Raw genomic sequence first — 23,554 nt, 5'->3', positions numbered from 1 at the left:
ATGGAGTTGTTCAAATTTATTTTGCTGTTACCTTTTAATATACTGCAAAAGGCTTGGGAAATAATTAGTACCTTTCTTATTTTTTTATTTATTTTAATAAAAGGAATTTTTTGGCTATTTAGCCCAATTATTGGCGATATTAAATGGTCAACACCAAGTTGGTTACCTGATGCAAAAAGATTTTACTATGCGACAGGTTCTGTATTAAAAAAAATAAAAACTATAATTAGCGCAAGTATTATTTTAGGATTTATTGCTTATTTTTCAGGAAATTATGCCTATCATTGGTATTTAAACCGCCCAAAACCGATTGAACCTGCTCCTATAACGATAAATCGTTATGGAACTTATTTACATTCACCAGATACAAGTAATGATATATTATCGATCAAATTTACTGGCCCTAGCCATTCACCAGCACCATTAGATCTAATCGGTAAAGGCGAAATAACCGAAGGTGTTAACATTTTACCAAAAATTGAAGGCAAATGGACATGGTCGGATGGTTCAACAATAAAGTTCATGCCAAAAGATAAAACATGGCCACTTGGAACTAATTATACTGTAGTATTAGATCCCTCAAAATTATTCGTTGAAAATTGTGAACTAATAAGAACTAATAAAACATTTACCTTTACTACTCCTAGCTTCAAGTATGATTTCAAAAATTATGGAGAAGTTTATATAAATCCTACCGAACCCTATATGAGGAATATTATAAATACAATTCAATTTAGTCATCCTGTTGATAGAAAAAGTTTTGAAGAAAATATTATTTTATCGCTTTATGAAAATTATACATTTCTGAAAAAGATAGGATTTACTGTTACTTATAGCGATAACGACAAAATTGCCTACGTAAAAAGTGTACAAATTCCATTACTTGATAAAGAAGGTTATTTAAAAATAACAATTAATAATAACGTTACTTCAACGTTAGGAGGAAATTCACTAAATTTAAATATATATAATACAGTAAATGTACCTGATAAATATCATCTAAACATTACTAAATCTGAGCTTACATTAGTTGAAAAAAGTAATGAAAAGATACAACAAATATTAGTTTTATCATTAAGTCATGCGGTTAAATCTGAAGATTTATCGAAGTCAGTTAAAGTCTGGAAACTACCTAAAAATCCAGAAAAGCCATATAAGGAACGATATTACAACAGATATTCTAGTAGTTATGAAACAAAACTCAACGTAACACCAGAAATACTTAAAAAAGCAACGCCTCTATCGATAAATCCAATTGATAGTGAGCTTGCTTATCAAAACCAAATTAGTTTTGAATTTAATACAGAGCAAAACTCTGAGTTATATATTGAAGTTAATCAACCTTTATCTTCTCAAGAGGGGTATTTTTTAAAACAAGATTATCAGACAATATTAACAGTTCCTAGTTACCCAACTTATCTTGATTTTGCCGCATCAGGTTCTTTATTATCTTTATCTGGCGAGAAAAAACTACCTATAGTATCGCGCAATATAGAGCAGATGAAGTTAGAAATAGATCGCGTTATCCCTTCACAGCTTCAACATTTAGTAGCATTTAATGAAAGCTATGAATTTAACGATATGAATTTTGGCGAATTAGATAATGATCATTTTGTTGAAAAATATAGCATAACTAAAGACGTTACAGGTGCTCCTGAAGAAGTTAAATACACAAATGTCGATTTAACTCGTTACTTAACTGCTAACACAAATGGTAATAAGAATCGTGGTGTCTTTTTGTTAAGACTTTATGGAAAAGATAAAAAAGGTACTAAATATGAGTTCATGGCTTCACGCTTTATTGTCGTTACTGATTTAGGAATTATCGCCAAAAAGTCACTTGATCAATCCAATGATCTCTTTATTCAATCAATAAGTTCAGGCGAACCCATTAGCGGTGCTAAAGTTTCAGTTCTAGGCATGAATGGGATTACTATTACGTCTAAAACTACAGATGATAATGGTCATGTTCGTTTTGCGCCATTGTCTGAATATTATCAAGGCATCAAGCCTCTTTTATATGTTGTTGAAAAAGACCGTGACCTATCATTTTTACCAATCAAAAGTTATGAAAGAAATTTAAATCTATCTCGTTTTGATATTGGTGGCATTCGTGAAACCCTTGATGGTGGGGCGTTACGATCTCACATCTTTTCAGATCGAGGTGTTTATCGCCCTGGCGACACATTCCATATAGGTACCATAGTTAGAGCTCAAAAATGGACTAATTCCTTAGAGGGTATCACCGTAGAAGCAGAAATTTACGATCCAAAATCCAATCTAGCACTCAAAAAATCGATTGTATTAAATAAATCAGGTTTTAATGAACTTAGCTATAAAACTAACTATGAATCCCCTACTGGTGATTGGTATATTAATTTATATTTAAAAAATGATGATGAAGAATCGCGAATCCTATTAGGCTCAAGTTCGGTTGTAGTTCGTGAATTTGAACCAGATAAAACTGCTGTTTCTCTTAAGTTGTTGCCAGAAATAAAAGATGGTTGGTTAAAACCTGAAAATATCCAAGCTGAGATTAAAGCCAAAAACCTAATCGGTACTGATGCAACTAATCGTCGAGTCACAAATACATTAATTCTTGAACCATCAACACCTTATTTCAAAAAATATGAAGATTACTATTTCTACCAAAATATTTCTGGTGAAAGAAATAGTTTTAAAGTTGAATTAGATGAAAAAACAACAGATGAAAACGGTATAGTAAAACTCAATCTCAATGACAATATACAAAGCTTTGAAGGAAACTACACGCTAAGAATGTTAACTGATGTTTTTGAGCCTGATAGTGGACGAAGCGTTGCGACAACTGCAAGCACCTTTATTTCACCAAATGATTATTTAGTCGGAGCTAAAGCGGATGGCAATTTAAGATATATTAACAGGGATTCAGTTCGTCATATTGATTTTATAGCGATAAATCCGACTTTAGAAAAAATAGAGTTATCTGATCTAAAACTTGTTTTAATTGAAGAAAAATATCTATCGGTATTAGTTAGACAATCTTCAGGAGTTTATAAATATGAATCACGCCGTAAAGAATCGGTTCTATCTGAACAACCATTTAAGATTAATCAAGATAAAACTAGATATCAATTAGATAGTAAAAATCCTGGTAATTATATTATTCAAATCAAAAATAATGATGACGAATTACTTTACCAAGGTAAATACTCTATTGTAGGTAAAGCGAATGTTACTCGTAATTTAGACCGTAATGCGGAGCTTTCATTAAAAATTAAAGACGCACAATATAATCCGGGTGATGAAATAGAAGTCTCAATCACAGCTCCTTATGTAGGTAGTGGTATTATTACTATTGAGCGCGACAAAGTGTATGCTTGGAAGTGGTTCCACACAGATACAACAAGCTCAATACAAAAAATAACCCTACCAAAAGACATTGGTGGTAATGGTTATATTAATGTCCAATTTATTCGTGATCCAAATTCAGATGAAATTTTTATGAGTCCACTTAGTTACGGTGTTATACCTTTCAAAATTTCAAATGATCAATTTAACGATAAAATCGTATTACAAGCACCATCACTAATAAAACCAGGAGATACGCTACCAATTACAATACACACAAATACGCCACAAAAAGCAGTTGTATTTGCCGTAGACGAAGGAATTTTGCAAGTCTCAAATTATAAACTGAAAGATCCATTAAATAGCTTCTTACGAAAAAAAGCACTATCTGTAAGAACTTCGCAAATTTTAGATCTTATATTGCCAGAATTTCGACATTTAATAACAACTTCAGCACCTGGTGGTGATGGTGATAATGATGATGTCTTATCAAATCATTTAAATCCATTTAAACGGAAAATAGATGAACCAGTAGCTTATTGGTCAGGTATTATCGATGTCGATGGCGATAAAACCATTGAATATAAAGTGCCTGATTATTTTAATGGCAAAATTCGTATCATGGCAGTATCAGTTGGTGACAAAACAATGGGACATACTCAAATGTCAACAAAAGTACATAATGATATTGTTTTACAACCTAATGTCCCATATTTTGCTGCACCAAATGATGAGTTTGAAGTTTCCCTAAACGTAACTAATCTTATTGAAAATATTGGTGATAAAGTAATTCCTATTAATGTTAAAGTTTCAACCACTCCTAATCTATCAATCACGAGTGATAATAAAAAAACCATCGAATTGGCTAATGGCAAAGATGGGGTTTTAAAATTTAACTTTAAAGCAACAGATCAGCTTGGTAATGGCGATCTTCACTTTTCCGCCAACTATAATGATATAACAATTACTCGTGATATTAGCCTTTCAATACGGCCATTAACTGAATACAGAATAATCACAAGAATGGGAATAATGGCAGATCATAACCAAACGTTTACTGATTTTAGAGACATGTATAGTAACTTAAGTAAACGTGAAGCAGCTGCGTCTTATTCACCATTTGTATTAAGTAAGGGACTAAGTACCTATTTACAGGATTACCCTCATTATTGCTCTGAACAGATTGTTAGTCGCGCGATTCCTATTTTGATCGCTAGTAAATATAAGGAATTTGATCTGGCCTCAAAAGAAGGAATAGCTCCATTATCAGAATTATTCCAAGTGCTGCAATCTCGCCAAAATAGTGAAGGTGCAATTGGTTTATGGTACTCAACTTATAATGTTGATCCATTTATTACATTATATGCAGTAAACTTTATGCTTGAAGCAAAAGAAATGGGTTATCAAGTTCCCCAAAAAATGCTTGATAATGCTAATAAATATTTGCAAACAATTGCTGAATCTAGTGATACTAGTACTTATGGTTTAAGAGTACGTGCTTATGCTATCTATTTATTAACAAGGCAAAATCAAGTTACAACAAGCTATTTAGCCTCTACCATTAGCAATCTTAATCGAAAAGATGATTCATGGAAAAAAGATATAACAGCAATGTATTTAGCTTCATCATATAAAATGTTAAAGATGGATAAAGAAGCAAATAAATTAATCAAACCTGTTTGGCAACAATTAGAAGCTGCATATGATCGTGCTTGGTGGCTAAACAACTATTATGATCCACTGGTCGTTAATGCAGTAAAAATCTATTTAATTAGCAAACATTTTCCTGAAAAAGCAAAAGATATTCCTGCACAAGCATTAGAAAATATGGTTATCATGCTAAATAAACAAAAATATACTACTCAATCGGCAGCAATGACAATATTGGCTTTAAGTAGTTATTCGCAGAGCATTGAACAATCAAATTTATCTAAAGATACTCTTGAAATTAATGCAATATCAAAAGATGCAGAAAAACAAAGAATTATTGCAAATTTAAGTGGAATTTTAGCTAAAGGCAAGTTTAATGATCAAGATGCACAATTAAGCATAACTAATAAATCAAGCTTACCTGTTTGGTATATGCTGTCTGAACAAGGTTATGACAAAGATATCCCTAAAGAGCCAATTAAACGGGGGCTTGAAGTATATCGTGAATTTACTGATCTTGATGGCAAACCTGTTGAACAAGTCAAACTTGGCGATAAAATTAACGTAACAGTTAGAATCCGAGCACTAGCAGATGAAGGTGCAACTAATATTGCCATTGTTGATTTACTACCAGGTGGTTTTGAAGTAGTACAACAACCAATAAATTCTCAAGAAAAAGATTATGACGAATATATTCAAGATAATGAAGAATATGATGACTATGAAGAAAATGATTATGATGAAAATTATGGTTGGGTTTCACCAATTAGTATAAAAACAGGAAAATATACTTGGTATCCTGAATATACAGATGTACGTGAAGATCGTGTTATTATTTATGGTTCAACTTATAATAATAAAATACAAGAATTCACCTATCAAATAAAAGCAACTAATGTAGGAATCTATAGCATTCCACCTGCATTTGGTGAAGCAATGTATGATCGTGATATTCAAGCGGTATCAAAAGGTGGGCAAAAGATAAGAATCATCCCACAACAATAGTTGTTTTTACAGTTAATCAATCACTGAAACGGGCTTATAGCCCGTTTTTATCAAAGATAACGATAATAATAAAAAACATATTCTAAACCTTGCTTTTAATATTCAAACGATTAAATTAATTTTATGCTTAATATAAAACAGAAAATGAAACAATAAGGTTATTGATAGGCAAGTGAAAAGGTAAATGCTATGCTTATAGCATTATAAAATAATATATTTTCGTTTAACATTTAAAGGTAATTTTTATGGCCCTACCGTCTTTTTTAACAATATATAACGAACTAATTTCAATACCAACAATTAGTAACGTTACTAACAAGAAATTAGATTATTCTAACAAACCACTCATCGACAAGTTAGCCAGTTGGTTTGAAGATTTAGGTTTTGCTATTGATATCCAACCTGTTCCTAATACTCGTCATAAATATAATATGTTAGCTACTTATTCAAATACCGAAAATAAAACCCAAGGTGGTTTATTGCTAAGTGGACACAGTGACACTGTTCCGTTTGATGATGGGCAATGGAGTAAAGATCCCTTTAAATTAACGGAAGAAAATAATAAGTTATATGGACTTGGCACCGCTGATATGAAAGGCTTTTTTGCCTTTATTTTAGATGCGCTGCGTGATATTGATCTTAAAAAGTTAACTAAACCCATTTATATCCTTGCCACCGCCGATGAAGAAACTTCAATGGCTGGTGCCGCATTTTTTGCGAAGAATACTAAATTACAACCCGACTGTACTATTATTGGCGAACCAACATCGTTAATCCCCATCAGAGCACATAAAGGATTTATCTCTAATTCCATTAAAGTAATTGGTAAATCAGGGCATTCTAGCGATCCCGATAAAGGTATTAATGCTATCGAAGTGATGAATTTAGTCATTGAACGCTTGTTAGTTCTAAAACAAAAATTTAAAGAACAATATCATAATGACGGGTTTAGCGTTCCTTACCCTACTTTAAATTTAGGTGTTATTCACGGGGGGGATGCGGCCAACCGTATTTGCGGTTGTTGTGAGCTAGTGATTGATATTCGTGTATTGCCCGATAACGATGTTGATTCACTTTATCATGCACTTTGTGAAGCACTGCAACCAGTTATGGATAAATATCCAAATCGAATTGCTATAGAATACGAAGTTGCCCCAATTCCGGGCTATGAGTGTAAAAAAGATCATCCAGCATTACAACACATTGAAAAATTAGTCGGTCATAGTGCGCAGACAGTCAACTACAGCACAGAAGCCCCCTACCTAAACCAAATTTCACCAACGATTGTATTAGGACCTGGTTCAATTGAACAAGCACACCAGCCCGATGAGTTTATTTCAATGGACTTTTTAAAACCAACTAAAATAGCAATAGAACAACTAATTAAGGATTTTTGTCTTTAATCTGTTTTTTATTCGCCGATAAAATAACATCGGCGAAATTTTATAAAATAAATCTAACTAAATGGAAAAAGTTGCAAAATCGGTAGCGATTTCAGTATTTGCAAAAACACTTTTTGCTTCATTAACTAACTTTTTATTGTTATTCAAATTATATCTTGGGCTTATATGAGTCATTATAAGTCTTTTGGCATTAGCTTGTTTGGCAATCGTTGCCGCATGTACAGTGGTGGAATGACCACGTTCAATAGCCTTATCAACTAAAGCATGTTCTTGGGTTGCTTCATGAACAAGCAAATCAACATCATTAGCAAGATCAATTGAGGTTTGGCAAGGAATAGTATCACCTAAAATTGCTAACTTTCGGCCTTTTTTAATTTGACCTAAGTAATCTGTACCATTAATTATTCGCCCATCATCAAGTGTAATTGTTTTACCATTTTTAAGATCGTTATAAAAAGGACCAGCCTGAATATTATCTTGCTTTAATTTATCGATATTAAGCTGAGCAGGTAGATCTTTTTCGATAATACGATAACCAAAACACGGTACACGATGTTGTAATAATTTTGCTTCTACTTGAAACTGATTATCTTCAAAAACGGTACAATTCTCTTCAAGCTCAATGATGTTAAGAGGATAGGTTAACCAAGAATAACTAATTTCAATGACAGTTTCGATAAGGATTTTAATTCCTTTCGGAGCGATCAATGTTAGAGGAGATTGATTCTGCATCAAGGAACGGGAAGTTAAAACACCTGGTAGTCCAAACAGATGATCGCCATGTAGATGTGTTAAAAAAATGATCTCAAGTTTAGCAAGACTAAACTTGGCTTTTTGCATTTGCATCTGAGTTGCCTCACCACAATCAAAAAGCCAGAACTTACCCCGCTCTTGCCTAAGATCCAATAAAATACTGCTCACATTACGTTGTAATGTTGGGGAACCAGCACTTGTCCCTAAAAAAGTCAAATTCATAAAGATTTAAACATTTTTACGTTCAATAGTCTGTTCACCCCAGAACAACTTATCCGCTTTGGTTTTAGAAAACGCAATTTTCAACACTTCATCACTACCTTCTGACCAAATTTGTTCGGCAAGTTTTTCATCATGGTTAGCTAGCTCAAAAATAGCCTCAGCAATTTCAATCGAGGTTTCACGAACAGAAGCCCAAGATTTAATATCATGTATTTCTTTTTTATCGATGTTCATTTTGCTACTCCTTTGAGTTGAATTAGAGGTAAAATAAACCTATTTACTGCAAAACACAATAGGCTAAATACGTATGATAACAATTATTTCTCCGGCGAAAACTTTGGATTACCAATCTCCATTATTAACCCAAAATTACACACTTCCTCAATTTATTGACTCAACTAAAAGACTTATTCAAGATTGCAAAAAACTAAGTATTGAAAATTTAGCTAACTTAATGTCTATTAGCAAAAAATTAGCCGAACTTAATTATGAGCGATTTAAAGATTGGCATAGTGATTTTAATCTTGAAAATGCAAGACAAGCTATACTTGCTTTTAAAGGTGATGTTTATGAAGGATTACATGTTGAAGATTTTACTGACAAAAATCTAAAGTTTGCACAATCCCATTTAAGAATATTATCAGGGCTTTATGGTATTTTAAGACCACTTGACCTAATTCAACCTTATCGGTTAGAAATGGGGATCCGCTTAAAAAATGGTAGTAACACTAATCTTTATCAATTTTGGGGCGATAAATTAACTCAACACCTTAATAGTGAACTAGCCAAAACATCACATCGCACATTAATCAATTTAGCCTCAAACGAATATTTCAAAGCGATCAAACCAAAACAATTAAATGCAACTATAATTCAGCCTATTTTTTTAGATCAAAGTAAAGATACCTATAAAGTTATCAGTTTTTATGCAAAAAAAGCACGCGGACTAATGAGCCGATACATTATAAAAAATTGCATTGAAAAGAGTGACGATATTAAAAGTTTTAATCTAGAAGGCTATCAATTTGATTCGAAACGATCAACTGACTTAGAATGGTACTTTATACGCAATCATCAATAAAATAATAATAATGGAATTTCTTACTACATTATGGGCACAGTTTTTATCTACTTTGCCTTTATTTATCTTAATTTTATTAGGATATTTAGCTGTTAAAATTGGTCGTTGGCAAAAAACAGTAACCGACAGCTTAACTAAATTTACTTTTTATATTGCATTCCCCATAATGCTGTTTCAGATTATGAGTCATTTTTCTGAACAGTCGCAAATCGATATAAAAGTGTTATTTGTCTTTTTTGGTGGATCATTTATCGTCTTTGCGTTTGGTTGTTTGGTTGCATCAAAATTATTTAAATTAACAGGTTCAGAAAGTACACTTTTTGCTATGGGTGGTATCTATACTAATACCGTCTTTGTTGGCATTCCCATCATCAAAATGCTACTTGGCGAGAAAGCAATCCCCATTGTAGCCATTATTGTTATATTTAACGCTCTAATTTTATGGACACTTGCTACCGTATCAATTGAATTTGTTCAAATGGGTAAATTTTCTGGACGGAGCTTTATCAAAGCATTAAAAAACGTATCAAAAAATCCTATTATTATAGGTATTTTCACTGGGATTGTCGTAAATTATATTGGATTACCTATGCCCAAATTTATCAATCAGTCAACAAAAATGGTCAGCGATATGACTGCACCACTCTCATTAATTGTGCTAGGTATGGGACTGGCTGAATATAAAATTCGCGACAAATTACTTATTACGACCTCTATCTGTATTTTAAAATTAGCTGCATTGCCAATTGTTACTTACATTATGGGTAAACTATTAGGTTTACCAACTTTGGAATTACAGGTAGTGGTATTACTTAGTTCGGTTTCAATTGCAATAAATTGTTATATGATGGCAAGACAGTTTGAAGTTTTACAAGGACCTATTGCTTCAAGCTTACTAATATCAACGGCGCTGTCTTCTATTACAACGCCGTTAATTTTATCGATTATGACACATTTACCTTAACTGCTTATTGTGCTTAACTCAATGATCGATTTTTAACTTTGTAGTGTAGCAATAGTGCCAACACAATAACTACACTACCTAATATAAAGCGTAACCAGTCTAATGATTGATGCCAAATAACCACATTCACTAAAATCCCTGTTGGGATAACCACATTATTCATAATAGCCAAAGTGCCCGAATCAACTTTTGTCGCGCCAAAATTCCATAAAAAGTAACATACACCAGAAGCCACTATTCCAAGCCAAATAATAATTCCCCATTGCAAATTAGTTGTTGGTAATTTTGATGCATCACCAAACAGCAGCCAGCCAAAGCTGGCAACAATCACTGCTCCAAAATAAACCCAAGCAAAAGCTTGATGTTGGGGCATTGGATAAACCTCCATAATCCTTTTATACCCTACTTGACCTAAGGCAAAAACAATATTAGCCCCTTGAATTAATAAAAAACCAATAATAAAGTTTGTACTAATATGATCATAACGAATAATAGCGGCACCAATAACAGCTATTATTGCCGTAAAAAGGTAACTCAATCGTAATGGATGACGTTGCAGTAAATCATAAATAACCGTGACATAAATAGGTGTAAAAATGGTAAACAACAGCACTTCAGGTACCGAAATATATTGGAAGGAATTATAATAAAAAAAGTACATAACCCCTAATTGACAAGCCCCAACCCCCATTAAAAGAAACATGGTTTTAGGCTTAATATTTCTAAAGTGTAAAAAAGGTAAAAAGGTAATAAATGCTAACACAACACGCATAACCACAGCAAACCAAGTATCAACCTGTCCACTGATATAAACACCAATAAAACTAAACGAAAACGACCAAATAATTGTTACAAAAATAAGATAAAGCATAATTGATGGATATAAAGAAAATAATAGAGACGCATCGTATCAATTGGCTTAACACTTGTAAACTTTATATCATAAAAATTGATTACTATGATAAAATAATTGACAATCTTTAGGAATTGCTAGCGCTATATACAATAGTCTGAGAAACCACGGTAATGAACATGCCTGGATTCAAACATGAAGTGCAATTTTAAACACGGTGGAGTGAAGAAAGTAGAAAGCAAAACGAGAGCCTGATTCATATCCCACTTCTTGGGCAATTTGTAAGATCGTTTTTTGGGTAGTTTGTAACAGCATTAAACCAAAATTCATTCTTATATCTAAAATAATTTTGGATAAATTATATCCTTCTAAAGCAAGATGTCGCCGTAAAGTTGATTCGCTCATAGCAAATTGTTCAGCAATTTCTGCTGCCTGCCACTTTTTGTCTGGCTGCTGGTTAATAATTTCGCGAATTTTTTGGCTAATTTTCGGGTTATTATTCAGGGGAAAATACACACCAAATGCAGATAATCTGATTAATAATTCAATAAATAAATGTTTAACAAGATTAGAATTGCATTGATTATGTGTAAATAATTCTGTTTTAATCTGTATCAATCGAGTAATAAAAGTTTCAGGTAATATTGTTTCAACTTTGATTTTTTTAAGAATTTGACTACTCTGATAAAGATGAAATAAAGCAAATTGGTCTATTAACTGTGCATGCCAAGAATAACAGATGGCTTGATAATCCTTATCATCAATATAAAAATTATTTATATTCATTAAATTACCTGCTGGAATCAGGACTAATTGACCTGTTTTTACTTTAAAATATTTGCCCTCACATTCAATCTGTTTTTCGCCATTTATGACATAGACAATCATTGGATCATTGCTTTGAATCTGTTTTAGAGTTTGATTACAACGTTGTGTTATATAAGTCACTCGACCAATTGAAGCAAAATCCATAATCCTAATAGCCTATTAACCAATATCAACGTAAGTAGGAGTAAATCATATCTGCCTTCGCTATTTGATGCGAATTAGCAATAAAACCAATTAGAGCTAGTGTGGTTTGTTCATCAACCTCAATGTGATCAATGTCTAGTGCATAAAGTGTAAATTGATATCGATGGGTCGAATTTAGCGGAGGACACGGACCACCGTAATTTATCACGCCAAAATCATTACGTACTAACCTACTTCCTTTAGGTAATAAATTAGGATTATTTCCTGCTGATTGTTTAATAAACGGTGTTTGTACAGGAATATTAACAATCACCCAATGCCACCAACCAGAACCTGTTGGTGCATCAGGATCATACATAGTTAATACTAAACTTTTTATCGTTTTGGGTAGATTTTCCATGAAATTTGCGGAGATATATTTTCGCCTTGGCAACCAAATTGATTGGATATAAACCGAGCAGTAAACCCGCTATCGACAAGATCAGTGCTAGTTAATTGTAATTGTGCCGCATTACTGCAACTTGTGCTCAATAATAATGTACTATAAATAATGGCTTTCGCTTTGTACAAAATACGCATGTTAGCCTCTTTTAACTATTAAATAAAAGCCATCATAAGGAATTTTCAATCTATAATCAGCACAAATTAGCTTAAATCTGACACAAATTCGATTAATATTATCATTCTCTTGCGGCTAATACGCATTCAACCGTATCAACAATGGCTTGAGTTTGTGAGTCAATTTCAATGTTGGCTTTGTCTCCTACTTACTTGTTAAAAAGACAAAAGCTTCAATCGGGCTTTCTTTAATATGTTAAATGGTTGGCGAATGACCATAAAGCTTTTAGCCAAATCAGTAACAGTTATTTTTCTTTATGATATAAACGCCATATCTCTTGTCTGTGATAAGGCGTTAGTTTTGTTTTTTATGTATATCCATTACAGTATGTTTCTCAAATTATCGTAAACAATGCTAATAAATCCTACACTTCATTATTAATAAACAGGATAGACAGTACCGCTCAGTTGGTATTCTTGTTCAATTTGGGCTAGCTCTTCTTTTGAACCGGCTTTCGAGGCTTTGTCTAATCCTTCAATCTGCCTTGAGGTGACTTTAATGCGTGGTTCAACATCCATAAAACTTTTGGCATCGTCTCGACTGTAATCTATATATTTTAAACCCGCTTTATTTAGTGGCCTGTCTGTTCCATACTCCATAAAATGGCTGATCCAATCCCAAGCATAAGTAAATAATCGGTTGGTTTTACCAATATAGACATATTCAATCAGTTCATGACTGTTTGGCTTACAAGCTACACCATATAATGTATAATCTTCAAAGCTACCACCTTTAGGATTGACGACTGTTGAGCCTTGTAATACTGCATGAAAGTCGGCCCAATCATAGACTTTAATTTGATATTTTTTTAAATCCTTGAATGCACTAAATGGCAACCAAAATGTCGTCATCCATTTTATTGCCACTGCTTCATAAAGATACACTTTACCTGTTTTGCGATTAAAGCGAATAGGATTGCTAAAGGGGGCAAAATAGGCAAAAAGAAAATTGAATAGAGTGTGATAAATAATGACACTTATTGTTATAATTATACAAAATACTCCCCCCCCCATTACCCATAAAGTTCTTTTTACAAATAAAATGTCAAAAAAAATAAAAATAAGCATAAAATCAGCAAGAACCATTAAAATCAATATAAAACTTACTCCAATAATTTTTCTATAACGATAAATTTCCAGATAGTTATCATTAGCACAAGCTATATAATTTGCTTCGCTGATAATGCCTAACCCACTGGTTTTACTAAGGTCTTTACTCCAGCCTGATAGCTGCGGTTGATAGCGTGATGGCATATTTTTGTTCCTTATTTGCTTATTTTTATTTACTTTATTAATAAACAGGATAGACAGTACCACTCAGTTGGTATTCTTGTTCAATTTGGGCTAGCTCTTCTTTTGAACCGGCTTTCGAGGCTCTGTCTAACCCTTCAATTTGCCTTGAGGTGACTTTAATGCGTGGTTCAACATCCATAAAACTTTTGGCATCGTCTCGACTGTAATCTATATATCTTAAACCCGCTTTATTTAATGGCCTGTCCGTTCCATACTCCATAAAATGGCTGATCCAGTTCCAAGCATAAGCAAATTGGTTGGTTTCACCAATATAGATATACTCAATCAGTTCGTGACTGTTTGGCTTACAAGCTACACCATACAATGTATGGTGTTCAATTGTACCGCCACTAGCAAAGGCTCCTGATGAACGTTGCAATACCGCATGAAAGTCTGCCCAATCATAGACTTTAATTTGATATTTTTTTACATCCTTAAATGCACTAAAAGGTATCAAGTTCTTAAACATCCATTTCATTACCACAGCTTCGTAAAGATACACTTTACCTGTTTTGCGATTAAAGCGAATAGGATTGCTAAAGGGGGCAAAATAGGCAAAAAGGAAATTAAATAAAATGTGATAAGTAATAATATTCACTACTATTATCAGTAAAAAACATATAAAAACAGCACTCCATACAATATTTTTGGAAAACAAAAGATAAAACAATAAAAAAATAACAAAGATATCCATAAAAAATAAAAAAATAATTGCTATGGTTAATGCAAAAATTTTTCTATAACGATAAATTTCAAGATAATTATCATTGGCACAAGCTATATAGTTTGCTTCGCTGATAATTCCCAAACCACTAGTTTTACTAAGGTCTTGATTCCAGTTTACTATTTGCGGTTGATAGCGTGATGGCATATTTTTGTTCCTTTATAATCTATTTATGGTTTAAAACCATGATCCCATAACCGTCAAATTCATAAAATTGATGAAGCGGTTGTGACTCTTCTATTTGGTCGCCATTTATGATATCGGGTTTTTTATAGTTAAGTTCAACGGTATAGAGTAATGATGTAATGGCTTTATGATTTACCTCGGCTAGCTTAAAGCGAATAACCAGATTGGTTTTAGTACCTTTTACTGGTTTTAATGTGTAATCACTATTATCGTTTTCAACCTCTTCTGATTGATATTTAAACATTCTACCTTTATCGTGGGTGAATATAATATAGGGACGACCATATAATTGTTTATTCAAACTATCTTCAAGGAGTTTCGGTTCCAGCATTTTACTTATATTATTATGGTTAAGTTGTATTTTCACCTTTAAGTCTGGGTTTCTTTTATCCATAATAGTGACGATAAATGCTAATTTATCGTTTTCCATATCGAAGTCATGAATGGTCATATCAAGGTAAAGCGAGCGATATATAAATTCAGCTAGTAAAATTTCTTGATTTTTATCGGGCTGTGCAAAGCGCAATTGCGGTGAGAGGCCTGATATCAACACCGAAAAATCATTTATCGCTTGTTTGCATCCAGCGATTGTCATTGGGTAGCGCCCATTATCAATACCAAAGCCACAACGGGCAAACCAGCGTTCTAGCTTACTACGCTCAAATAATGTGGAAATATAAATAATAATAACACCTGCAACAGTAACAATAACCCCCACTACTGGTACCATCGCTACTGGAAGCGTTAAAGTCATCAATTTTAATGTCATTGCTGCACCAACCATTATAACAAAACCACCTGTTAATTTTAGTATCCCTGCTACAATTTCTTTTTCATTAAGAATTAAATTACCACCTTTTAAAATCTCTATCGCGCCGTCTGCTATTGCTAATATACCAAGCCCTTTATCGACAAAATTGAGAAATTTGTTTGTGACATTAAAAACTTGCTTCATGCCATAAGCGAGTTTCAATTTTGGTGGTGTTAGTCGGCTTTCGCCATAAGGATGACGTGTTAAAAAGTTAGTCATCTTAAGTGCGGTCATACCTGTTGCCATTTTGATAATATGCCCGCCAACTTCGGCCGCCATACCTGCGATAGCGATTAAACTCGAGGTTAAATCATAAAGCAGAAAGGCTTTTTGTATTGGATCGGTCTCGGTTTTAATTTCTTCCAGATTATTTTTAAATGCATTTAGCGTAAAATGAATCATTACCACATTTAAAAAGCATTTTGCTAAACCGCTGACAACAATTTTTTGGTTTTCAGTTTGAACATGATATATTTTTTTCGATTCTTCTAATTCTTTTAATAGCGATTGTTGTAAGTCGTCGCCATTTGCCATTACCGAAATTTCAACTTCTTTGGGCACGCGATTGGCAAATTGTCGAAATTTTTGAATTGATAAAACCTCTTCATTGGCTAATTTTTCAAATTCTTCCAATAATTTTGGGGTTACTCGAGGATTTTCGGTCACCATGGCTATTTCAAGTGACACGGTTTTTTGTCTTATTGTTTCGTATTCTTCACGGGTAAAGCTTCGGGATTTACCGTTTACATCCATAATGTAAAATTTAGAATCTGATTTGTTAAAATATAAGTTATCACCTTGTGCGGTTTTTAAATTGGTTTTGAAATTGACGCCACCTGTTGCCGAAATTTCGCCAATTCGGTTAAATACTTCGGCAATATCGGTCATGCGAATATTTAAGGTTGTTTGTGTCACTTTACCATTTGCTATTTTTTCGGCTAAAAGTTTTAAACGCTCTGATATTAACGTTTGGTTAAGTAGAACTTTGCCATTACGGTATTCGGTTGCTATACCTTTGCTAATATCAGTTGCCAACGATAAAATATGATTACGGATTAAATAACCAAGAAGAATATCCCCATCCGAAGTACTGACTTCTGCACCAAATATTGCATTGACACTATCAACCATCGCTTTGTTAAACTCATCATCTGACGAATCATCTTCTGACATGGAACCATCTGTTTTTGGGGGTTCGGTTGTTGATGAAGGATCACTGTCGGTTTCTAGAAACAATTGCTTATTATCACCCGCTATCACTCGATAGTAATAGCTGTTTTCGTCAGAGCACAGTTCGTCATATAAGGCTTTGACATCATCAGTTGGTGGAATGTGACTGGATAACATAATATGTGCATCATCAAGGTATAACTTATGAAAGGCTTTAAGTTGATAATCAAATTCCACTTCCCAAAAATGGTTTTTATTACGTTCACTAATAACGGTTTGTGATAACTTTGAGTTTTTGCCTGCTTTACCAAATAGCCAACGCGCATAATAGGCATAATCTTTGGAATAGTCTAATAAACGGCTTTTTAACATACTTTGATAGTCTCGCCTATCTTTTCGAAAAGTTTCAATTTTATTAGTATCAAGCTGTTTTTTTAATTTGTTCCAATTTTTTGCAAAATTTTCCTCGGCGGATTTATTTTCAGGAATAAATTCACAGGTACCATAATCTGTTAAAAGGTGATTACTACAGATATCAATTTCGCTACGAGTCAAATGGTTAACGGTGCTTCCTGACTCATCGATTGTATGGCGAATATATCCCGATGAACGCTCTTTATAAAATTTATCTAGTGATTTTTCGTAAGCGTCGATGGTGTTAAGTATTGCATTTTTATATTCAAATTCATCAGTATGAATTAAACTAAACACATAGGGGATCCCTGTGTTTTTGTCTTTTTTATGGATTAAATTTCTATCACCCGTAAAATTATTGTTGACTTCACGTTGATAGTTAAGCTCTTCAACAATACCAAAATTATCCTCAACCACTACCACTGGTATTTGACAACGAAGTTCAGATTCCATTTTACATATATATTGATAATAGCCCCAATCGGATTTTTTACGGCTTTGAAAATGATGTAAACTGTAAAATCCTGTGATTGTTAGATCTTCAAATACTAGCTCTGGTTGTAACGGTGCCGAATCTGGGGGAAGCTCTGTATAGTTATCTTTTCTACGATTATAATCAACAGCCGTTTTAAATAAATTTTCCGCACTTATTTGATCTTTAGATAACGTTCGAGTTGCTTCGACACTCAGATCAACAAAGGTAAAACGACTTAAATCGGCTTTACCTGTGCGATATTGTTCTCGAACTTTTTTTGACCAAGGCTGCTTACTATAGGCAATCCACGCCTTTTTGTATAAATAATTATTAATGGTAATAAACGAAGCTGGTATATGGTGATTTTTTTTAGTACAAGATTGCGCCATAGAATCACATTTATTAACTACCATATTTTCAACTGGTCTATGTCTAAACACGCCTTCAGGAGTAACTTCATAACCAATAAACTCTTTTTTGCCTTCTATGCTTTCAACTAATACATAGATGTAACCTTGCCTTACATTACGCAGTACATATTCATATTTTTGTAATGCTTGAGATGGTTGTTTTGCTACGCCCTTAGGCACATTTTTAGACCAATCTACGCCCCATGCTTTTTTTCTAATTACTGCCTTTCTGAGTAGATAAATGGGATAGCCATCACGCCCGCAAAGCCGACAGTTTTCTTTACTAAGCGAAACAAGTTCTGCTATTTTTTCGTTAACATCCTCGGCGTCTTTAATTATATCGGTTTCGTGATTATGTAAAACTTGTTCTTCTTGTTGTTTTGATTGTTCTTCCATTATTTTACTTGCCCCCATTGCGATTTTCTCAGTACTGATAAGTTTTGTTTTAATGTGCCTGGATTTTCAATTGCATTAAGTACAGCCTGTTGCGTTTGTGCTTGATTCATTAAATCAATATTATAAAACAAGCTGTTGATGACAAATGCAAACTGATCTTCTAAATCGGCTATACCTGTTCTTATGCTATCTAACCATTTATCAGCCACCATAATAAGTTGTCTATCGTCAGGTGTTTTGATCTGTTTATTTTCGATTAAAGTTTTAAAGCAAAGAAAAATTTGTTTAGCATATTGTTGATACGAAACCGTACGGTCACTTATTTGTGAAAAACCTAAGATTTCGTTTGGTTCGGGTTTTTGGATAATTTTAATTTTACGGCTTAAATTAAGATAACAATATTGTGCAATACCTTTTAACTGCCTAGGTAACCATTGTTGATAAATCAGGTTACTTTCATGTAATAATTGCATACGAAAAGGTTCGTAATAAGGAAAAAATCGACTATTTATTGTCAGTGCTTCTTTAGCCAAATTTTCTCCTATGGTGACTAATTCTTCAGCTAATTGTGTTAGCGGTAAATCACTTATAAGCCAAGCGCATATATAGCGCTTATCCATAAATAATTCACTACTAGCCTCTTTAAGAGAAAGTGCCAATAGTTCAGGGTTTATCGATTCGTTTTGATCTGCAATTAATATCAGATGCGGACAATGATCGGTATCATGACTCAAATCTGGCCTTAAAATGGGAACAATCCGCTCCTTTTTGGCATTTTTATCGGCTTGTTTAGCGAAAAAGAATTCAAGAATATTGTCAACAGATATTAAATTATAATCCAGTAATGGTCTTAATTTATCAACTAGCAAATAACGATTCTTTTTGGAGTCATTCATTAATTTAACAAAATTATCTAAGTGGTATTTCATACTATTTCTATCCTTACCATTTTGTTTTGCATATTGCACTGTCTAGTAGTTAAGTTTTAATACAGCACAGACTTATTGTTTTCGAAATTTATATATTTAATTTATGATATATATAATTATGTTGAATAATAGAATTACCGCTGTTCGTAAGCAATTATCAATTTCTGTTAATAGGTAAACCAAGCTATATAAATAATTTAACCTATTATAAAAAGAAAACTGCCCCTAACTAATGATGTGGTGCTAAATAAAAAATAACTGACAAATAACTAATTACACCTATCCATTCACTAACTATTTAAACTAATTTAAGTTTTACTAATTTCGGGGGGCTATTCTCTTATTTTTTTGTCAAAATTTCAACTCAAATTGGTTAATAAGTAGTTAGCAAATTAAAATCACTACCATAAAACACCTGTAACAAATGAAAGATCCTCAAAAATGATTAATTATGGCATAATATGCGCCAATTCATATTTCCGCGACTTCACTCAAAGGCTAATTATTACTTATATGAGTGAAACGCATGTTAAAGAGAGTAAATTCTAGTGTTAAGTACAAATAACATCACAATGCAATTTGGCAGTAAGCCATTATTTGAAAATATCTCAGTTAAATTTGGTAATGGTAATCGTTATGGTTTAATTGGTGCCAATGGTAGCGGTAAATCAACTTTTATGAAGATTATTGGTGGTGATTTAGTGCCAACCTCTGGCAATGTTGCTTTAGATCCTCATGAACGATTAGGTAAGTTACGCCAAGACCAATTTGCTTTTGAAGAGTTTACCGTGCTTGATACCGTAATTATGGGGCATACCGAATTATGGCAGATTAAGCAAGAACGTGATCGCATTTATTCACTTCCCGAAATGAGCGAAGAAGACGGCTTTAAAGTTGCTGATTTAGAAACCCAATACGCCGAAATGGATGGTTATAGCGCCGAAGCTCGTGCGGGTGAATTATTATTAGGTGTTGGTATTCCAATTGAGCAACATTATGGATTAATGAGCGAAATCGCACCAGGCTGGAAATTACGAGTATTATTAGCCCAAGCCTTATTCTCAAATCCCGATATTTTATTGCTTGACGAACCGACCAATAACTTGGATATCGATACTATCCGTTGGCTTGAAGACACCTTAAATCAACGCGAAAGCACCATGATTATTATTTCGCATGACCGCCATTTTTTAAATATGGTCTGTACCCATATGGCAGACATGGATTACGGTGAGCTTCGCATCTACCCTGGTAACTATGATGATTATATGACAGCATCAACGCAAGCGAGAGAGCGTTTATTAGCTGACAATGCCAAAAAGAAAGCACAAATTAGTGAACTACAATCTTTTGTTAGTCGATTTAGTGCCAATGCGTCTAAATCAAAACAAGCAACTTCGCGCGCAAAACAAATTGAAAAAATAAAACTCGAAGAAGTCAAGGCCTCTAGTCGTCAAAATCCATTTATTCGTTTTGAGCAAGATAAAAAACTATTCCGCAATGCGCTTGTTGTTGAAAACCTGACCAAAGGTTTTGATAATGGTCCACTATTTAAAAACTTAAACCTAATGGTCGAAGTGGGCGAAAAAGTCGCTATTTTAGGGACTAACGGTATTGGTAAAACGACATTAATAAAAACACTGATGGGAGAGCTTACTCCCGAACAAGGCGATATAAAATGGTCTGAAAATGCCAATATTGGTTATTATGCACAAGATCACGAATACGAATTTGAAGGCGACTTAACTGTATTTGACTGGATGAGTCAATGGAAGCAACCAACCGATGACGAGCAAGCCGTACGTAGTATTTTAGGTCGATTGTTATTTTCACAAGATGATATTAAAAAGCAAGTTAAAGTCCTATCTGGTGGTGAAAAAGGACGTATGTTATTTGGTAAATTGATGATGCAACGTCCTAACATTATTGTTATGGACGAGCCTACTAACCATTTAGATATGGAATCCATTGAATCACTCAATATGGCATTAGAGCTTTATCAAGGCACGCTATTTTTTGTTTCACACGATCGTGAATTTGTTAGTTCGTTGGCAACACGCATTGTTGAAATTACACCTGAAAAAGTCATTGATTATACAGGTAATTATGAGGATTATTTGCGTAGCCAAGGGATTGAATAATCAGTTATTAATAAAAATAGCCACTAATAATAATGTGGCTATTTTCTGTGTATTAATAATTTTTATTGTTTTATGCAATGCTAAAGTATCTTTTTTTTGATGCTATTTTCGACAAACAGGAGTGCATCCATCATATTTAAGCAAATTATAACCAACATAACCATTTTGGATATCAATGCCAAATATAAGTCCATTTGTATACGCCTGACTACTCCAAGTACATCCTTGAGATAAATCAAAACCATTCTTAGGATAACCTTTATATAAATTCCCCCATTCTCCGTAAAATGTGCCGTCAATATCTCGCGATAATCTTGCTTCTCGATTATGATACCATTCAGGAAATGATCCAGTTCCATTCCCGGTTACAGCTGTTGCTGCACTTGGAGCATTGCTGAGTTCCATTGGTGAATAAAAATAACTTGCCGCTTCTTCTGCACTAATCATCCCTAAATCACGTCCAGCACAAGCATTAGCTGCAGGGAAAATACCATTTCCAGTATCTAAATGCTTCTCTGTTTTATATTGTGTTGGCGGAAGTGCTCGTATCCATTTTTTAATGGTAAAAGAATAAATAAACGTTTTTGAAGGCCTTATTGTATTGGGTTTTGTCCTTGCTGTTAAAATTACATTAAAAGGTAAATTGGGATGAACGGATGAATTAAAGGTAACAACACCTTCACTTCCCGCTACATTACCTATTGAGACTAAATTCGGATTACTTGATGTATAAATATAATCACTTTGTTCATTACTCATTCTTAAAGTAAATTTTGCTTGATCAAAAGCCGTTGTGGGGAATTTAGTAGGAGCCAAAGCCGAAAAACCTTCATTAGGGAAGAAAACTCTAGGATTATAACCACCAATAAATTTGCAATTTGTTGTATTAGTACAAGTATTTTTGTTAACGCCAGAAGCATCATAAATTTGTAAACTAGCAGGTTTTATATAGCAAACTTTGAAATCATCAACTTTTATTGTATACGTTTTACTAAGACTACCATAAGCATGTTCAAATGGTATGCCATATTGAGATTGCGCTTTAACACTATTAGCGCTAATCGTCAATTGATATGGGCTTTGGCATGAATCTAATTTGTTTTTTAATTCATCAGCAGATAACGTTCTTATCGTACCATCTGACTGTCGATAACGCCAAGTAGCAGTTAATGTACCTGTTATTCCCATAGTTGAATGAGCGAAATCGCCATCATCATCACCATAACTTACTCCCACAATATTTGATAAACGTTTTGGTTGTCCATCAGCAACAACTTTTGTAATAAATTGATTAAATTTGTCCCCATTATGCGCATAAATTACTTTATTTATCGATGGATAAATTACTACATAATTAGAGGAACTATCAGGTTTTTGAAAACTCAATAAATCAGCCAGTTCATTAATAGCAGAGCCATTTAATTTTATATAAGGGGCTGAACCTTCAATTGTTTTTATTGTCTTTGCAGATAAAGCAGCATAACTATTAGTAATAGTTAACAATGTCATAAAGATAAAAAAGATGAAATTTATCATCCCAATTTTTCGTATTTTTATCAATCTAAGATAATAAATAATGTATTTATGGCAATTTTTATAAACAAAGAATGAATTTTCGAGGAATTTACTTGATAATATTTTGTTATACAAAGAACAAATTAATGTTGTGTTGTGTTGTGTTGTGTTGTGTTGTGTTGTGTTGTGTTGTGTTGTGTTGTGTTGTGTTGTGTTGTGTTGTGTTGTGTTGTGTTGTG

The 23,554-nt window shown here is 33.3% G+C and carries 16 protein-coding genes and 1 pseudogene; 5 read left to right on the top strand and 12 right to left on the bottom strand.

Going from position 1 to position 23,554, the window contains the following annotated elements; all coding sequences use genetic code 11:
• Window positions 1–6: 6 nt before the first annotated feature.
• Together A9G44_RS09970 and argE are read left to right on the top strand one after the other, a co-directional pair.
• Window positions 7–5,985 (top strand): alpha-2-macroglobulin family protein, encoded by a 5,979-nt coding sequence (locus tag A9G44_RS09970; protein WP_218837583.1) that lies wholly within the window; start codon window positions 7–9, stop codon window positions 5,983–5,985.
• Between the two features lie 239 nt (window positions 5,986–6,224).
• Window positions 6,225–7,388 carry an acetylornithine deacetylase gene (gene argE, locus A9G44_RS09965; RefSeq protein ID WP_143426382.1) on the top strand — a complete coding sequence of 388 codons (1,164 nt, stop codon included), beginning with the start codon at window positions 6,225–6,227 and terminating at the stop codon, window positions 7,386–7,388.
• A 57-nt stretch (window positions 7,389–7,445) separates the two neighbouring features.
• Here the strand turns inward: argE and rnz are convergent, their stop codons facing one another.
• Both rnz and A9G44_RS09955 read right to left on the bottom strand, forming a co-directional pair.
• A complete protein-coding gene (gene rnz / locus A9G44_RS09960; protein ID WP_065610792.1) occupies window positions 7,446–8,363 on the bottom strand; it encodes a ribonuclease Z in 918 nt (305 codons plus the stop codon).
• A gap of 6 nt (window positions 8,364–8,369) precedes the next feature.
• Window positions 8,370–8,597 carry a YccJ family protein gene (locus A9G44_RS09955; protein ID WP_034910542.1) on the bottom strand — a complete coding sequence of 76 codons (228 nt, stop codon included), beginning with the start codon at window positions 8,595–8,597 and terminating at the stop codon, window positions 8,370–8,372.
• 73 nt (window positions 8,598–8,670) lie between these two features.
• Between A9G44_RS09955 and yaaA the strand changes: the two genes are divergently transcribed.
• Complete coding sequence (gene yaaA / locus A9G44_RS09950; RefSeq protein WP_065610790.1) at window positions 8,671–9,444, top strand: peroxide stress protein YaaA; 774 nt, start codon at window positions 8,671–8,673, stop codon at window positions 9,442–9,444.
• 10 nt (window positions 9,445–9,454) lie between these two features.
• The gene (locus tag A9G44_RS09945; RefSeq protein ID WP_065610788.1) at window positions 9,455–10,408 is read left to right on the top strand and encodes an AEC family transporter; all 954 of its coding nucleotides are present in this window, start codon (window positions 9,455–9,457) and stop codon (window positions 10,406–10,408) included.
• Window positions 10,409–10,421: 13 nt separating this feature from the next.
• On the opposite strand, the gene A9G44_RS09940 is transcribed toward A9G44_RS09945, so the two are convergent.
• The 9 genes and pseudogenes from A9G44_RS09940 to A9G44_RS09910 form a co-directional block, all read right to left on the bottom strand.
• Window positions 10,422–11,279: a carboxylate/amino acid/amine transporter gene (locus A9G44_RS09940; protein WP_065610786.1), complete on the bottom strand. Its 858-nt coding sequence runs from the start codon at window positions 11,277–11,279 to the stop codon at window positions 10,422–10,424.
• A 171-nt stretch (window positions 11,280–11,450) separates the two neighbouring features.
• The gene (locus tag A9G44_RS09935; protein ID WP_065610784.1) at window positions 11,451–12,233 is read right to left on the bottom strand and encodes an AraC family transcriptional regulator; all 783 of its coding nucleotides are present in this window, start codon (window positions 12,231–12,233) and stop codon (window positions 11,451–11,453) included.
• 25 nt (window positions 12,234–12,258) lie between these two features.
• Window positions 12,259–12,633: a YbhB/YbcL family Raf kinase inhibitor-like protein gene (locus A9G44_RS09930; protein ID WP_143426381.1), complete on the bottom strand. Its 375-nt coding sequence runs from the start codon at window positions 12,631–12,633 to the stop codon at window positions 12,259–12,261.
• A complete protein-coding gene (locus A9G44_RS13340) occupies window positions 12,609–12,812 on the bottom strand; it encodes a hypothetical protein (RefSeq protein ID WP_143426380.1) in 204 nt (67 codons plus the stop codon). The genes A9G44_RS09930 and A9G44_RS13340 overlap by 25 nt, the downstream gene beginning before the upstream one ends.
• A 101-nt stretch (window positions 12,813–12,913) precedes the next feature.
• A pseudogene (locus A9G44_RS14120) lies at window positions 12,914–13,000 on the bottom strand (riboflavin synthase); the annotation flags it as partial.
• A gap of 229 nt (window positions 13,001–13,229) precedes the next feature.
• Window positions 13,230–14,105, bottom strand: a complete 876-nt coding sequence (locus A9G44_RS09925; protein WP_065610782.1) for a DUF6708 domain-containing protein — start codon at window positions 14,103–14,105, stop codon at window positions 13,230–13,232.
• Window positions 14,106–14,142: 37 nt separating this feature from the next.
• A complete protein-coding gene (locus tag A9G44_RS09920) occupies window positions 14,143–15,015 on the bottom strand; it encodes a DUF6708 domain-containing protein (RefSeq protein WP_065610780.1) in 873 nt (290 codons plus the stop codon).
• A 19-nt stretch (window positions 15,016–15,034) separates the two neighbouring features.
• Window positions 15,035–18,748: a T6SS effector BTH_I2691 family protein gene (locus A9G44_RS09915; protein ID WP_143426379.1), complete on the bottom strand. Its 3,714-nt coding sequence runs from the start codon at window positions 18,746–18,748 to the stop codon at window positions 15,035–15,037.
• Window positions 18,730–19,659 (bottom strand): hypothetical protein, encoded by a 930-nt coding sequence (locus A9G44_RS09910; RefSeq protein ID WP_065610775.1) that lies wholly within the window; start codon window positions 19,657–19,659, stop codon window positions 18,730–18,732. Before A9G44_RS09910 ends, A9G44_RS09915 begins: the two co-directional genes overlap by 19 nt.
• A gap of 548 nt (window positions 19,660–20,207) precedes the next feature.
• Here A9G44_RS09910 and A9G44_RS09905 point away from each other — a divergent pair.
• A complete protein-coding gene (locus tag A9G44_RS09905; RefSeq protein WP_034910532.1) occupies window positions 20,208–21,800 on the top strand; it encodes an ABC-F family ATPase in 1,593 nt (530 codons plus the stop codon).
• A 102-nt stretch (window positions 21,801–21,902) separates the two neighbouring features.
• On the opposite strand, the gene A9G44_RS09900 is transcribed toward A9G44_RS09905, so the two are convergent.
• Window positions 21,903–23,336, bottom strand: a complete 1,434-nt coding sequence (locus tag A9G44_RS09900; RefSeq protein WP_143426378.1) for a hypothetical protein — start codon at window positions 23,334–23,336, stop codon at window positions 21,903–21,905.
• Window positions 23,337–23,554: the final 218 nt, after the last annotated feature.

Origin of the sequence: Gilliamella sp. Occ4-3 (assembly GCF_001690675.1) — a bacterium.
Classification (GTDB): Bacteria; Pseudomonadota; Gammaproteobacteria; order Enterobacterales; family Orbaceae; genus Gilliamella; species Gilliamella bombi.
This window is presented reverse-complemented; position numbering and strand designations above follow the sequence as displayed.

Coding starts and splice junctions, on each gene's coding strand:
- rnz (WP_065610792.1), bottom strand. CDS start 8,363: ATGAATTTGACTTTTTTAGGGACAAGTGCTGGTTCCCCAACATTACAA.
- A9G44_RS09955 (WP_034910542.1), bottom strand. CDS start 8,597: ATGAACATCGATAAAAAAGAAATACATGATATTAAATCTTGGGCTTCT.
- yaaA (WP_065610790.1), top strand. CDS start 8,671: ATGATAACAATTATTTCTCCGGCGAAAACTTTGGATTACCAATCTCCA.
- A9G44_RS09945 (WP_065610788.1), top strand. CDS start 9,455: ATGGAATTTCTTACTACATTATGGGCACAGTTTTTATCTACTTTGCCT.
- A9G44_RS09940 (WP_065610786.1), bottom strand. CDS start 11,279: ATGCTTTATCTTATTTTTGTAACAATTATTTGGTCGTTTTCGTTTAGT.
- A9G44_RS09935 (WP_065610784.1), bottom strand. CDS start 12,233: ATGGATTTTGCTTCAATTGGTCGAGTGACTTATATAACACAACGTTGT.
- A9G44_RS09930 (WP_143426381.1), bottom strand. CDS start 12,633: ATGGAAAATCTACCCAAAACGATAAAAAGTTTAGTATTAACTATGTAT.
- A9G44_RS13340 (WP_143426380.1), bottom strand. CDS start 12,812: ATGCGTATTTTGTACAAAGCGAAAGCCATTATTTATAGTACATTATTA.
- A9G44_RS09925 (WP_065610782.1), bottom strand. CDS start 14,105: ATGCCATCACGCTATCAACCGCAGCTATCAGGCTGGAGTAAAGACCTT.
- A9G44_RS09920 (WP_065610780.1), bottom strand. CDS start 15,015: ATGCCATCACGCTATCAACCGCAAATAGTAAACTGGAATCAAGACCTT.
- A9G44_RS09915 (WP_143426379.1), bottom strand. CDS start 18,748: ATGGGGGCAAGTAAAATAATGGAAGAACAATCAAAACAACAAGAAGAA.
- A9G44_RS09910 (WP_065610775.1), bottom strand. CDS start 19,659: ATGAAATACCACTTAGATAATTTTGTTAAATTAATGAATGACTCCAAA.
- A9G44_RS09900 (WP_143426378.1), bottom strand. CDS start 23,336: ATGATAAATTTCATCTTTTTTATCTTTATGACATTGTTAACTATTACT.